Here is a 13,013-nt window from a genome sequence, read left to right on the forward strand (position 1 = left end):
GCCATGACTGTCGACCTCGGCCATCACGGCGACGCGGAGGTGGGCGCCGGGCTGATCGATCTGGCGGTCAACGTGCGCCACGAGCCCATGCCGTCCTGGCTGGCCGAGCCGCTGCGCGAGTCGCTGGGCCACCTCGCGGCCTATCCCGACGCGACCGGGGCGACCGCGGCCGTGGCCGCCCGGCACGGCCGTGACCCGTCCGAGGTTCTGCTCACCGCGGGGGCCGCCCAGGCGTTCGTGCTGCTGGCCCAGGCGCTGCGCGGCGCCCGTCGCCCGGTCGTCGTGCACCCGCAGTTCACCGAGCCCGAAGCGGCCCTGCGCAACGCCGGGCACACCGTCGAGCGGGTGCTGCTGCGCGAGGAGGACGGGTTCCGCCTGGACGCGTCGCTGGTGCCCGCCGACGCCGACCTGGTCTTCGTCGGCAACCCCACCAACCCGACCTCGGTGCTGCACCCGGCGGCCGAGATCGCCCGGCTCGCCCGTCCCGGCCGCGTGCTGGTCGTCGACGAGGCGTTCTCCGACACGACCCACCGTGCGGGGGTGCCGGGCGAACCGGAGACGCTGACCGGCCGGTCCGACCTGCCCGGCCTGGTGGTGCTGCGCAGCCTGACCAAGACCTGGGGACTGGCCGGTCTGCGCATCGGCTACCTGCTCGGACCGGCCGATCTGCTGCCGCGTCTGGCGGTCGCGCAGCCGCTGTGGGCCGTTTCGACGCCCGCGCTGGCCGCCGCCACGGCCTGCGCCTCCCCGGCCGCGGTCGAAGCCGAGCGGGAGATCGCGTCCCGTCTCGCGGCCGAGCGCTCGCATCTGATCCACCGGCTCCGGCACGTGCCGAAGCTCACGCTTGCCGGTGATCCGGCCAGTGCCTTCGTTTCCGTACGCCTGCCGGGCGCCGACAAGGTGCGTCTTGAGCTGCGGGAACGGGGCTATGCGGTACGCCGCGGCGACACCTTTCCCGGGCTGGGCGCCGATTGGCTGCGGATTGCCGTGCGCGACACTGCCACTACCGACGCCTTCGTCGACACCCTGACCACCGTGCTGGAGGAGCGCCCGTGACCGCCCATCCGGAGCAGCCGCCCGTGACCCCCGCCCCTGGCGCTCAGCTGGAGGAGGCGCTGGCCGCGATCGGGCCCGCCGACGAGAAGGCCATGGCGGCCGCCCGCGATCACCAGGCCCGGCTGACCAAGCCGGCCGGTTCGCTGGGCGCGCTCGAGGAGCTTTCCGTACGCCTTTCCGGCCTGGCCGGCGTCTGTCCGCCCCCGCTGCCCACGCCCGCGACCGTGGCCGTCTTCGCCGGTGACCACGGCGTGCACGCCCAGGGCGTCACCCCGTGGCCGCAAGAGGTCACCGCCCAGATGGTGGCGAACTTCGTGGCCGGCGGCGCGGTCGTCAACGCCTTCGCCCGGCAGGCCGGCGCGGACGTGATGGTCATCGACGTCGGCGTGGCGATCCCGCTGCACGGCGGAGCCACCCTGCTCGACGCCAACGTCCGCCGGGGCACCCGCGATCTCTCCACCGGCCCGGCCCTGACCCGCGACGAGGCGCTGGCCGCCGTCGAGGTCGGTCTCGGCGTGGCCCGCGCGCTCATCGACTCCGGCGCTAAATGCCTGCTCACCGGGGATATGGGCATCGCCAACACGACCCCGGCGGCGGCTCTGATCGCCGCCTTCACCGGCAGCGGCCCGGACACGGCGACCGGTCGTGGCACCGGCATCGACGACGCCACCCTCGAGCACAAGATCGACGTCGTGCGGCGCGCGCTCGCCCTGCATCGTCCCGACCCGTCCGACCCGCTCGCGGTGCTGGCCAAGGTCGGCGGTCTCGAGCACGCCGCGCTCACCGGTCTGATCCTGGGCGCGGCCGCCCGGCGGATCCCGGTGATCATCGACGGCGTGATCGCCGCGTCGGCCGCCCTAGCCGCGGCCGCGTTCGCCCCGGACTCGGTGGCCGCGATGGTCGCCGGTCACCGTTCGGCCGAGCCCGGCGCCTCCGTCGCGCTCGCCCACCTCGGCCTCGAGCCCCTGCTCGACCTGGGCATGCGCCTGGGCGAGGGCAGCGGCGCCGCGCTCGCGCTGCCGGTGGTCGAGGCCGCCGTACGGGTGTTGCACGAGGTCGCGACGTTCGACTCGGCCGGAGTGTCGGAGAAGTGAGCAGGCCCGAGGTGGCCGGAGGGGCGGAAGCGGAAGTGTCGGAGAGATGAGCGTGTACCCCCTCGGACTCAAGCTGACCGGCCGCCGCGTGCTGGTCGTGGGCGGCGGCGCGGTGGCCACCCGCCGGGTGCCGGCCCTGCTCGCCGCGGGCGCGGTCGTCGACATCGTGTCGCCCGAGCTCACCCCGGCCCTGCGCGGCCAGGTCGACGCCGGCCGGGCGAGCTGGAGCCCGCGCCGGTTCGAGCCGGCCGACGTCGACGGCGCCTGGCTTGTGCATGTGGCGATCGACGATCCGGCCGCGGCCGAGCTGGTCAGCGCGGCCGCCGAGGAGCGCCGGGTGTTCTGCGTACGGGCCGACGACCGTGACGCCGCGACGGCCTGGACCCCCGCCGTGACCCGGCACGGGCAGGTCACCGTGGCCGTGACCGACGGCGGCGACCGGCGGCGCGCGATGGCCGTACGCGATCTGGTCGCGCACGCCCTCGAAAGCACCCCACCCGCCGCACCCGAGCACAAGGGCGTGGCCCTGGTCGGGGCCGGCCCCGGCGACCCCGAGCTGATCACCGTGAAGGGCCGCCGCCTGCTGGCCGCGGCCGACGTGGTGGTGGCCGACCGGCTCGTGCCCGGCATGCTGCTGGGCGAGCTGCGGCCCGAGGTCGAGTTCGTCGACGCCGCCAAGATCCCGTACGGGCCGGCGGCCGCGCAGGAGGAGATCAACCGGATCCTGGTCGAGCGCGCGCTCGAGGGGAAGTTCGTGGTGCGGCTCAAGGGCGGCGACCCGTTCGTCTTCGGCCGCGGCGGCGAGGAGGCGATCGCCTGCGCCGAGGCCGGTGTGCCGGTGCTCGTCGTGCCCGGCGTGACCAGCTCGATCGCCGCCCCCGCACTGGCCGGCATCCCGGTCACCCACCGCGGGGTGGCGCACGAGTTCACCGTGCTCAGCGGGCACATCCCGCCCGACCACGCGGATTCGCTGGTCGACTGGGCGGCGCTGGCCCGGCTGCGCGGCACCCTGGTCGTGCTGATGGGTCTGAAGAACCTGAGCCGGATCGCCGAGCGGCTGATCGCCGAGGGCCGCCCGGCCACGACACCGGCCGCCGTCGTGCAGGAGGGCTCGACGAACCACCAGCGCTCCCTGCGCAGCACGCTGGGCGAGGTGGCGGGCGCGGTGACCGAGGCGGGCATCCGGCCGCCGGCCGTCGTGGTGATCGGCGAAGTCGTTAACGCAGCGGTATAGAACCGTCACTATGTGGGTAGGTCGTTCGTCATGGACGAACGGCCGCAGATGACGCTGACCGGAGTGGTGCTGGACGCGCCCGACGCTCGCGAGCTGGCCGCCTTCTATCAACGGCTTCTGGGCTGGAGCGCGACCCAGGACGAGGACGACTGGGTGGTGCTCGGCGCGCCCGGTGGCGGCGCCGGGCTGTCCTTCCAGACCGAGAAGCTGTACGTGCGACCGGTGTGGCCCGCCCGCCCGGGCGAACCGCAGATGAGCGTGCACCTCGACATCCGCGTCGAGGATCTGGAAGCGGCGAGCGAGCACGCCACTCAGGCGGGGGCGACGCTCGCCGGCTTCCAGCCGCAGGAGGACGTCCGGGTCTTTTTCGACCCGGCCGGCCACCCGTTCTGCCTCTACGTGGACTGATCCTGGTCGATCTTGGGGTCGCGGCCCTCGGCCGCCTCCTCCAGGGCCTCCAGGAACGTGTGCGCCCACTGCGCCACGTCGTGGGTCCGCAGGTGCCGCTGCATCACGCGCATCCGCCGCTTCAGCTCGGCCGGCTCGGCCGCCACCGCCCGCAGCAGCGCGTCCTTGACCCCGTCGGGGTCGTGCGGGTTGCACAGGAACGACTGACGCAGCTCGGTGGCCGCGCCCGCGAACTCGCTCAGCACCAGCGCCCCGCCCGTGTCGGCCCGGCAGGACACGTACTCCTTGGCGACCAGGTTCATGCCGTCGCGCAGCGGCGTCACCATCATGACGTCGGCCGCCACGTACATCGCCGCGAGTTCCTGCTTGCTGTACGACTGGTGCAGGTAGTGCACGGCAGGCACGCCGACCCGCCCGAACTCGCCGTTGATCCGCCCGACCTCGCGCTCGACCTTGACCCGCAGCGTCTGGTAGTGCTCGACGCGCTCCCGGCTCGGGGTCGCCACCTGCACCATCACCGCGTCGCCGACCTTGAGCTTGCCGTCGGCCAGCAGCTCGCGGAACGCCTTGAGGCGCAGCTCGATGCCCTTGGTGTAGTCGAGGCGGTCGACGCCCAGGATGATCGTCTTGGGGTCGCCGAGCTCAGCCCGGATCTCCTTGGCGCGGGCCTGCACCTTGGGGTCGGCCGCGAGGCGCTCCATCTCCTTGGTGTCGATGCTGATCGGGAACGCGCCCGCCTTGACCTTGCGCCCGTCGACCTGGATCGACTGGCCCTCGTAGCGCAGGCCGAGAAGGTGCCGGGCCAGCCGGACGAAGTTCTGCGCCGCGAGCCGCTGCTGGAAGCCGACCAGGTCGGAGCCGAGCAGGCCGCGCAGCACCTCGGCCCGGAACGGCATCTGCATGAACAGCTCGATCGGCGGGAACGGGATGTGCAGGAAGAACCCGATCTTGAGGTCGGGCCGGAGCTCGCGCAGCATCGCCGGCACCAGCTGGAGCTGGTAGTCCTGCACCCAGACGGTCGCGCCGTCGGCCGCCACCTCGGCCGCGGCCTTGGCGAAACGCTGATTGACCAGCCGGTACGTCTCACGCCAGCGGCGCTTGTAGACCGGGGTCTCGACGGCGTCGTGATAGAGCGGCCAGATTGTCGCGTTGGACTGGCCCTCGTAGTAGCGCTCCAGCTCCTCGCCGCTCAGCGGCACCGGATGGATCCGGATGCCCTCCAGCTCGAAGGGCTCGGGCGCTTCGCCGGTGCCACCGGCCCACCCGATCCAGGTGCCACCGTGCTCGGTGAGCACCGGGTGCAACGCTGTGACCAGGCCACCCGGACTCGTGCGCCACTGGCGCTCCCCGTCCGGGGTGGTGACTTCATCGACGGGCAGACGGTTGGCGACTACGACGAAGGAACTTCGTTCGGCCACGCTGAGTGCACCTCCGGGTCGTTTCTGTTCCCCCTGTGAGCCTACTGTGCGTAGCAGCACGGGGCGTGCCCAGTCTCTGCCTCCGCCGATGGACCTCGGTGGCGGCCGGGTGCCATTCTGGGCGCGTGACACCGTCCGCTGATCTTTCCCCGCCCCGGCGGCCGATCTTCTTCCCTGTGGTCATTGCCACCGTTTTCCTCACGATCATCGCCATGACGGGCGGCTACGTGCTCGGGGAGCAACAGCGGAACGACGACCGGTCGAGCAACGCGGGAACGGTGACTCCCACCGGGACGACCGAGTCGCCCGAGCCGGGCTTCACGCCGCCCGGCGACTTCTGCATCGAGGAAGCGCGGAAAACGGCCGAGGAGGAGAAATACACCTCCGAGCTCTGGCAGGTTCTCAAGGTGCATGTCGACCGGACCAACAGCACGTTCTGGATCTGCACCGACGCTCAGGACAACCTGTACTACCAGGGCTGGACCGACGTCGACGAGCCACTGGTCCAGCACAAGAACGGCCTGTTCCTGCCGGATGTGAAGCGGGTCGGCGAGGACAGTTACAAGGTCACCGCGGCCAACGGGAACGTGATCGAGGTCTCCTCGACCCGGTTGACGGTCACCTTCGCCAGCGGCAAGGCGACGCAGCGGGACAAGGCCCGCCCCATCAGGTGAACGGGGAATCCGGAGGGCCCGGCCGGGGTTGTTGAGAGCGGCCGGAGAGCGACCTGGAAAGATTGCTTCTGCATTCTGCGACCAGTCCGGCCTCATTCGGCTTGAAATCATCGATCACGGAGGTAGGGCGCACCGTGGCCCAGTTCATTTACGTCCTGGAAAAGGCGCGCAAGGCGCACGGCGACAAGGTCGTGCTCGACAACGTGACGCTGAACTTCCTGCCGGGCGCCAAGATCGGCGTTGTCGGTCCGAACGGCGCCGGTAAGTCGACGCTGCTCAAGGTCATGGCCGGCGTCGAGACCCTCAGCAACGGCGAAGCCCGGCTCATGCCCGGCTACACCGTCGGCATGCTCGCTCAGGAACCACCTCTGAACGAGGAGAAGACCGTCCTCGGCAACATCGAGGAGGCGGTCGCCGAGACCAAGGCGAAGCTCGACCGGTTCAACAAGATCGCCGAAGAGATGGCGACCGACTACACCGACGAGCTCATGGAAGAGATGGGCAAGCTGCAGGAGCAGCTCGACAACGTCAACGCCTGGGATCTCGACTCGCAGCTCGAGCTGGCGATGGACGCGCTGCGCTGCCCGCCGCCGGACGCCGACGTCACCCAGCTCTCCGGTGGTGAGCGCCGCCGCGTCGCGCTCTGCAAGTTGCTGCTCGAGGCGCCCGACCTGCTGCTGCTGGACGAGCCCACCAACCACCTCGACGCCGAGAGCGTGAGCTGGCTGGAGCAGCACCTGGCCAAGTACGCCGGCACCGTCATCGCCATCACCCACGACCGGTACTTCCTCGACAACGTGGCCAACTGGATCCTCGAGCTGGACCGCGGCCGGACGTACCCGTACGAGGGCAACTATTCGACCTATCTGGAGAAGAAGGCCCAGCGTCTGGCGGTCGAGGGCCGCAAGGACGCCAAGCTCAAGCGGCGCCTCACCGAGGAGCTCGAGTGGGTGCGGTCGAACGCCAAGGCCCGCCAGACCAAGAGCAAGGCCCGCCTCGACCGGTACGACGAGATGGCCAGCGAGGCCGAGAAGACCCGGAAACTGGACTTCGAGGAGATCCAGATTCCGCCGGGCCCGCGTCTGGGCAGCACGGTCATCGAGGCCAAGGACCTGACCAAGGGCTTCGACGGCCGTACGCTGATCGACCACCTGTCGTTCTCGCTGCCGCGCAACGGGATCGTCGGCATCATCGGCCCGAACGGCGTCGGCAAGACCACGCTGTTCAAGACCATCGTCGGGCTCGAGCAGCCGGACGACGGCTCGGTCCGGGTCGGTGAGACGGTCAAGCTGTCCTACGTGGACCAGAGCCGTGAGGGCCTGCAGGGGCCGCAGACGGTGTGGGAGGTCGTCTCCGACGGTCTCGACCACCTGATGGTCGGCAAGGTCGAGATGCCGTCCCGGGCGTACGTGGCGGCGTTCGGCTTCAAGGGGCCCGACCAGCAGAAGCCGGTCAAGGTGCTCTCCGGCGGCGAGCGCAACCGGCTCAACCTCGCGCTGACGCTCAAGATCGGCGGCAACGTGATCCTGCTCGACGAGCCGACCAACGACCTCGACGTCGAGACCCTGGGCAGCCTGGAGAACGCGCTGCTCGAGTTCCCGGGCTGCGCCGTGGTCATCTCCCACGACCGGATGTTCCTCGACCGGGTCGCCACCCACATGCTCGCGTGGGAGGGCACCGAGGAGGAGCCGGACAAGTGGTTCTGGTTCGAGGGCAACTTCGAGGCGTACGAGAAGAACAAGATCGACCGTCTCGGCGCCGACGCCGCCCGTCCGCACCGCGTGACCTACCGCAAGCTCACGCGTGACTGAGCCGGCCCCGCGGCGCTTTGTGCATCACGTGCCCGTGCGCTGGTCCGACATGGACGCGTACGGGCACGTGAACAACGCGCGCTTCCTCACCCTGTACGAGGAGGCGCGCGTCGCCATGTTCTTCATCGGCGCCCGCGAGCACGGGCTGGGGTCGTTCGAGGAGGGCATCGTCATCGCCCGTCACGAGATCGACTACCTGCGTCCGATCGACTACGGCGATCCCGTACGGGTCGAGATGTGGATTTCCGAGCAGCGCGCGGCCTCGTTCACCGTCTCCTACGAGATGTTCGACGATGACGTGCTGGCCAGCCGGGCCCGTTCCGTCTGCGTGCCCTATCACCTGGCCAACGGGCACCCGCGCCGGTTGTCGGAGGCCGAGCGCGACTTCCTGAAGCCCTACCTCGAGGCGGCCTCATGACCTTGCGTGGCCGGTCATGAGTTCCCACGGCCTGGCCGGCGTGCCCGACGCGGGCGCGTTCCTGGCCCGGCTGACCAGGCTGGACCCCACCGCCCCCGTACGCCTGCGCAACACCGGCGGCCGGGTGGCGCTCTGGGCCCGGCTGCCGTGGGAGGTGCTCGTCACCCGCGAGGTCGCCGGGCACGGCCCCGACGACGCCACCGTCTCGGCCAACGAACTGCTCGCGGTGCTGGCCCGGGGCGGCGACGAGCTGCCCGCCCGGCGCGACGCCCAATGGCGCTGGCCGCTGCCTCCGCCCGCCGGCGAGACGGTCGAGTCGGTGTCCGGCGCCGAGCTGAGCCGTCTGGCCGCCGCCGCCGCGGGCACGCTCCGTGAGGTTTCGACCGGCGGGCTGGCCGGGCGGTCGGTCGGTCAGCGAGCGGTCCGCGACGCCCTGCTCGATCACGTAGCGCTGGTGGCCACCCCGGCCGGCGGACGCCCGGTGGAGGTCTCCCAGCGACTCGTTCAGGCGATCTCCCGGATGGGTTTCCTCGGTCCGGGGGAAGCTGAGGGTCTCGAGGTCCGCGTCCGGGTGGCCGGGAACTGGGTGGGACTTTCTGCACCATATGGAGTGGCGTGGCTACAAGCAGTCAAGAAATTGACCGTTATGCCTATAGGTAGTCACCCGAAAGGGTGATGGTCGATCGGACGTCCGGTCCCGCCCTCCGGTTGGGGGGATGACCTCCGCGACCGGTACGGGTACCGTCGCCATTCGGATCCACTCGCTACGTCCGGCGGTGGGTTCGCTGGGGAGTGAGGTGCACAAAGATGCCGTGGTGGTCATGGCGTCCGGGTTCGGCCGCGGGCAGCGCGCCGGAGACCGACGAGGATTCGACGGTTCGGAGCGGCACGGTGCGTGTCGGAGTTCCGGCGCAACGTGAGCCGAGCCGGCTTCCGGTTCCGGTCGAGTCGGTGGCGACCGAGGAACCCGAAATTGTCGCCCCGGTGACGCTCACGCGCATCGGCAAGGCGCTCGATCTGCTCGACATCCGGTTCCTCGCCGACGGCGGCGGGAGCCTTCTGGCGATGTGGGAGCGGCACGCGGTGCTGTTCACCCTCGAGGGCCCGGACGACGAGATCCTCGTGATGCGCGCCCGCCCGCACGCCACGGTCCCGCCCGACTGGGCCGACCGGGCCTATCGCGTGGTCAACGAGTGGAACCACACCCGCCGTTTCTGCAAGGCCTACGTGGGCGACCCCACCGAGCGAGGCCAGCTCCCCATCTACGCCGAACTGCAAATCCCCTTGGCCGCAGGCACCCACGACCCTCTACTCGTAGAGCTCCTCGACTGCGGAGCAGCAGTAGCCACCAGCTTCGTCGACTGGCTACACGACGAGGGAGCCCTCCTCTAACCCGAAGACCAGCCGGGGTTTCGCAGCAGCGCAAGACGGCGAGGACACCCTGCTCCAGCAACAGCAGCCGGTCTTCCCCAGTTGCGCCGGGACGGCGAGATCAAGTCGGCCAACCCCGTAAAACGCCGCCGGTGAGTTGGCAGCTATTTTCCCGACGTCCGCCGGGTTTGCGGACGGCGGGAAAATACCTGCCAACTCACCGGTTACAAGGCGTTTTACACGGCGGAGCGAAGCGAAGCCCAGAACGACAGTTGCTCTTGTAGACGCCCTAGGTTCTTGCTTCTAGGCGCGGCCACAAAGGTCTCGAGCTTGCAGACCCCGCACTGCTCAGCGCATAGGAAACAACCCCACCCGCCCGTGGAACTCCCGCCCCAGCTCATCAGTATCCGACCCGACCAGCAGCCCCTGAGGAACCGCCACAAACACCCGAACCCCCACCCCACGCTTCCGGGTCGGGTTCCACGACAGAGCCCGCCCCGTACTAGGGCTGACCGCTCCGATGCCCGGCCGTGACACTGCTCCCGGCCCCGGCCCCTTGGCGTCGGTGCCGTACGGGTTGTCGAAGTAGCGCTGGTGCCCGCCGAGGTAGACGGCCGATCCGGTCACCGCGACCGCGTAGAGCGAGTCACCCCCCGTGCGCTGAACCCAGGTCGGGTTGTGCCGGCCGCTGCCGCCGGTTTCGAAGCGCGCCGCCGAGTCGCAGAGCCGGTCCGGCGAGGACGCGCGTCCGGTCGCCGCGACCACGATGTACGAGCCGTCGGGCGAGAACTTCACCTGGCGCAGGTAGGTGTCGAAGCCCTTCATGCACTGCGGCTTGTACGCGTCGGTGTACCAGCTGGTCAGCTGGGCCGAGGAGCCGCCGACGTCGAACATGGCGATCTGCGTACGGTCGTATCCGCCGGCCCGCAGGAGGGCGCCCACCGCGACGAGTTTGCGTCCGTCGGGGGAGATGTCGAAGTGCTCGACGCGGGTGCGGGTGAGGCCGGGGGCGGTCAGGCGGGCGTCGAATCCGGTGTCGACGGCCCCGGTGTCGGCGTTCAGCCGGGCGAGTCCGGCCCGGTTCACGCCGTTGATCACCTGGAAGGTGCCCGAGGCGTACAGGCGGGAGCCGCGGGTCTGCAGCGACCGCACGTCTCCCCAGCCGATCCGGGCCGAGAAGGCGCTGACCCGCTGGCCGCCGAGGGTGAGCCGGGTGAGGCCGCGCTGGGCGGCGCCGTTGACGGTCTTGAACGCGCCGCCGGCGTAGACCGTCCCGCCGGCGCCGGGCGTGAGCGAGTAGACCGCGCCGTCGACCTGCGGGGCGAAGGTGCGGATGGCCCCGTCGTGCAGGTCGAACGCGAAGAGGTTCTTGCGGGCGAAGGTGGTCCGGCGGGTGCTGTCGGCGACCTTGGTGAAGGATCCACCGACGATCACGGTGTCGCCGACCACGGTCATCGACCAGACCGTTCCGTCCATGACGTGGGGTGTGTAGTCGACCGGGTTGGTCGACACCACCGTGGAGTGGGCCATGTCGGCCGCGGCGGGGTGCGCGCACGCCACGGCGGCGGCAACGACGGTGGCGGCGGCGAGCAGGCGGCGGCGCATGGCGGGGCTCCCTGGTCGTAGCACCCGAATGATCAGGTGATCGGCGGGTTTGTCACCCGATCAACGACCGACTGGTGCTCCGGGGAACTGGGATCAGGCGTTGACCATGAAGTACGCGGCGCGTTCCAGGTAGTTCCACAGCTCGTCGTGCTGAGGCTGGGGGAGTTCCAGGGAGTCGACGGCGTCGCGCATGTGCTTGAGCCAGGCGTCGCGCGCGGCCGCGTCGACCTGGAAGGGCGCGTGCCGCATCCGCAGCCGTGGGTGCCCGCGACTGGCCGAGTACGTGTTCGGGCCGCCCCAGTACTGCATCAGGAACAGCGTCAGCCGCTCGGCCGCCGGACCGAGGTCCTCCTCGGGATACATCGGCTTCAGCAGCGGATCGTCGGCGACGCCCTGGTAGAACCGGTCGACGAGGCGCCGGAACGTGGGCTCGCCGCCGATGGCGTCGAAGAAGCTGGCCTCTTTCGGAGTTGGCGCGGTCACCCGTCCATCCTGCCAGCCGCGCGGCGCGACGACCGCCGCGGTCAGGGCCGCTCGGGTGTGACGCTGGTCGTGGCCACGATGGGCCGGGGCGCCGCCGGTGCGGGGACGACCGGCGCGGGGGCGGCCTCGGCGGCCTTGGTCGCGGCGGCGAACGTGGCGGGCCGCGGCCACCGCTGCGCCAGCACGGTCAGCGCGACCGTGCCGCCCACGCTCCAGAACCCGACCACCAGCGGCAGCCAGAAGTGGTCGGCCAGCAGCCCGGTGACCATCACCGCGCCGAACTGGCTGAACTGCAGGCCGGTCTGCATGACGCCGTACGCCCGGGCGCGGTACCCGTGCGGCAGGATCAACACGAACTTGCTGTTGAGCGTGGGCATGACCCCGCCCTGGGCGATGCCGGACACGGCCACCAGCATGGCCACGACCGGCGCGGGCGGCGCGGCGATGGCGGGCACCAGGGCGAGCGCCGACAGGACGGCGAGCGGCCGCACCAGGCGGTCGCGCAGGTCGGCCCCGGCCAGCCGGCTGATCAGCAGACCGCCGACCACGAAGCCGATCGGCCCGGCCGCCATGATCATGCCCTGGTCGAGGCCGCGGGTGGCCGGGTCGCCGTTTCCCTCGGCGGCCCAGGCGGCGGCCAGGCCCTCGGGCACGATGGCGAACATCGTCAGGACGAACACCATGATCGCGATGGCGCGCAGGGCGGGGACGCCGAACACCAGCCGGAAGCCCTCGGCCGACTCGCGCAGCAGGTGGCTGCGGTGGCCCGGGGTGTGCGCGGCCGGCCGGTGCTGGACGAAGAGGGCGACCAGGGCGGCCGAGACCGCGAAGGTGGCCACGTCGATGACCAGCGCCACCTGCGGGTTGATCGCGGTGGCCAGGGCCGCGCCGGCCAGGTAGCCGAAGACCTGGGCCGCCTGCACGCTGGTGGCGTTGGTGGCGACGGCGATCGGCAGCTTGTCCCGGCCCACCACGAGCGGCTGGAGGGCCGAGCGGGCCGCCTGCGTGGGTGGCGTGCCCAGGCTGGCCAGGAAGACGATCAGGAGCATGACTGGGATCGGCGTGTGCGGAATCAGCAGCAGCGCGATGAGCGCCATGCGGTAGACGTCGGCCGTGATGAGGACCCGGCGGTACGGATATCGCTCGGCCAGCGCGGAGAGCAGGGTGCCGCCGATGATCCAGGGCAGGAAGCTGACCGCGAACGCCGCCGCCGACAGCAGCACCGACTTGCTCTGCTCGTAGACCAGGACGGTGATGGCGGCGCGGGCCAGATAGTCGCCGATCCAGTTGGTGACCAGGGAGAGATAGAGCGCCCGATACTCACGGATGGCGAACAGATCACGAAAAGTGATCGGGCGTTCGCCCTCCGTGGTCGCGCGATGCCGACCGATCGGACGCGCATCGGGGTCCTCGGACACCAGGCCCTCCATCGCTCTCGGCG

General features: G+C 70.8%; 13 protein-coding genes. 9 read left to right on the forward strand and 4 right to left on the reverse strand.

Annotated elements, in window-relative coordinates; translation table 11 throughout:
* The first annotated feature begins 3 nt into the window (after positions 1-3).
* From cobC to ACZ3I4_RS36045, 4 genes are all read left to right on the forward strand, one after another.
* Positions 4-1,056: an Rv2231c family pyridoxal phosphate-dependent protein CobC gene (cobC, locus tag ACZ3I4_RS36030; RefSeq protein WP_465386562.1), complete on the forward strand. Its 1,053-nt coding sequence runs from the start codon at positions 4-6 to the stop codon at positions 1,054-1,056.
* A gap of 92 nt (positions 1,057-1,148) precedes the next feature.
* Positions 1,149-2,150, forward strand: coding sequence for a nicotinate-nucleotide--dimethylbenzimidazole phosphoribosyltransferase (gene cobT, locus ACZ3I4_RS36035; protein ID WP_465386612.1), 1,002 nt, complete (start codon positions 1,149-1,151; stop codon positions 2,148-2,150).
* 46 nt (positions 2,151-2,196) lie between these two features.
* Positions 2,197-3,384 (forward strand): uroporphyrinogen-III C-methyltransferase, encoded by a 1,188-nt coding sequence (gene cobA / locus ACZ3I4_RS36040; RefSeq protein ID WP_465386563.1) that lies wholly within the window; start codon positions 2,197-2,199, stop codon positions 3,382-3,384.
* A 30-nt stretch (positions 3,385-3,414) separates the two neighbouring features.
* Complete coding sequence (locus tag ACZ3I4_RS36045) at positions 3,415-3,792, forward strand: VOC family protein (protein WP_465386564.1); 378 nt, start codon at positions 3,415-3,417, stop codon at positions 3,790-3,792.
* Here the strand turns inward: ACZ3I4_RS36045 and ACZ3I4_RS36050 are convergent.
* Positions 3,780-5,210, reverse strand: a complete 1,431-nt coding sequence (locus ACZ3I4_RS36050; protein WP_465386565.1) for an alpha,alpha-trehalose-phosphate synthase (UDP-forming) — start codon at positions 5,208-5,210, stop codon at positions 3,780-3,782. The genes ACZ3I4_RS36045 and ACZ3I4_RS36050 overlap by 13 nt on opposite strands.
* Before the next feature lie 125 nt (positions 5,211-5,335).
* On the opposite strand from ACZ3I4_RS36050, the gene ACZ3I4_RS36055 reads away from it, so the two are divergent.
* From ACZ3I4_RS36055 to ACZ3I4_RS36075, 5 genes are all read left to right on the forward strand, one after another.
* Positions 5,336-5,884: a hypothetical protein gene (locus tag ACZ3I4_RS36055; RefSeq protein WP_465386566.1), complete on the forward strand. Its 549-nt coding sequence runs from the start codon at positions 5,336-5,338 to the stop codon at positions 5,882-5,884.
* A gap of 134 nt (positions 5,885-6,018) precedes the next feature.
* Positions 6,019-7,695, forward strand: coding sequence for an energy-dependent translational throttle protein EttA (gene ettA, locus ACZ3I4_RS36060; protein ID WP_465386567.1), 1,677 nt, complete (start codon positions 6,019-6,021; stop codon positions 7,693-7,695).
* Positions 7,696-7,714: 19 nt separating this feature from the next.
* The gene (locus tag ACZ3I4_RS36065; protein ID WP_465386613.1) at positions 7,715-8,113 is read left to right on the forward strand and encodes an acyl-CoA thioesterase; all 399 of its coding nucleotides are present in this window, start codon (positions 7,715-7,717) and stop codon (positions 8,111-8,113) included.
* 16 nt (positions 8,114-8,129) lie between these two features.
* Positions 8,130-8,789 carry a DUF8185 domain-containing protein gene (locus tag ACZ3I4_RS36070; protein ID WP_465386568.1) on the forward strand — a complete coding sequence of 220 codons (660 nt, stop codon included), beginning with the start codon at positions 8,130-8,132 and terminating at the stop codon, positions 8,787-8,789.
* 131 nt (positions 8,790-8,920) lie between these two features.
* Complete coding sequence (locus tag ACZ3I4_RS36075; RefSeq protein ID WP_465386569.1) at positions 8,921-9,505, forward strand: type III secretion system chaperone family protein; 585 nt, start codon at positions 8,921-8,923, stop codon at positions 9,503-9,505.
* Between the two features lie 327 nt (positions 9,506-9,832).
* On the opposite strand, the gene ACZ3I4_RS36080 is transcribed toward ACZ3I4_RS36075, so the two are convergent.
* From ACZ3I4_RS36080 to ACZ3I4_RS36090, 3 genes are all read right to left on the reverse strand, one after another.
* Positions 9,833-11,089 (reverse strand): delta-60 repeat domain-containing protein, encoded by a 1,257-nt coding sequence (locus tag ACZ3I4_RS36080; RefSeq protein ID WP_465386570.1) that lies wholly within the window; start codon positions 11,087-11,089, stop codon positions 9,833-9,835.
* A 93-nt stretch (positions 11,090-11,182) separates the two neighbouring features.
* Entirely contained in the window at positions 11,183-11,572 is a 390-nt protein-coding gene (locus ACZ3I4_RS36085) for a globin (RefSeq protein ID WP_465386571.1), read from the reverse strand.
* A 41-nt stretch (positions 11,573-11,613) separates the two neighbouring features.
* A complete protein-coding gene (locus tag ACZ3I4_RS36090; RefSeq protein WP_465386572.1) occupies positions 11,614-12,990 on the reverse strand; it encodes an MFS transporter in 1,377 nt (458 codons plus the stop codon).
* Positions 12,991-13,013 lie beyond the last annotated feature (23 nt).

The organism is Actinoplanes sp. NPDC021490, assembly GCF_055562135.1.

Excerpts from the sequence above, each read along its gene's own strand:
- cobC (WP_465386562.1), top strand. The coding sequence starts at position 4 with ATGACTGTCGACCTCGGCCATCACGGCGACGCGGAGGTGGGCGCCGGG.
- cobT (WP_465386612.1), top strand. The coding sequence starts at position 1,149 with ATGGCGGCCGCCCGCGATCACCAGGCCCGGCTGACCAAGCCGGCCGGT.
- cobA (WP_465386563.1), top strand. The coding sequence starts at position 2,197 with ATGAGCGTGTACCCCCTCGGACTCAAGCTGACCGGCCGCCGCGTGCTG.
- ACZ3I4_RS36045 (WP_465386564.1), top strand. The coding sequence starts at position 3,415 with ATGGACGAACGGCCGCAGATGACGCTGACCGGAGTGGTGCTGGACGCG.
- ACZ3I4_RS36070 (WP_465386568.1), top strand. The coding sequence starts at position 8,130 with ATGAGTTCCCACGGCCTGGCCGGCGTGCCCGACGCGGGCGCGTTCCTG.
- ACZ3I4_RS36075 (WP_465386569.1), top strand. The coding sequence starts at position 8,921 with ATGCCGTGGTGGTCATGGCGTCCGGGTTCGGCCGCGGGCAGCGCGCCG.
- ACZ3I4_RS36080 (WP_465386570.1), bottom strand. The coding sequence starts at position 11,089 with ATGCGCCGCCGCCTGCTCGCCGCCGCCACCGTCGTTGCCGCCGCCGTG.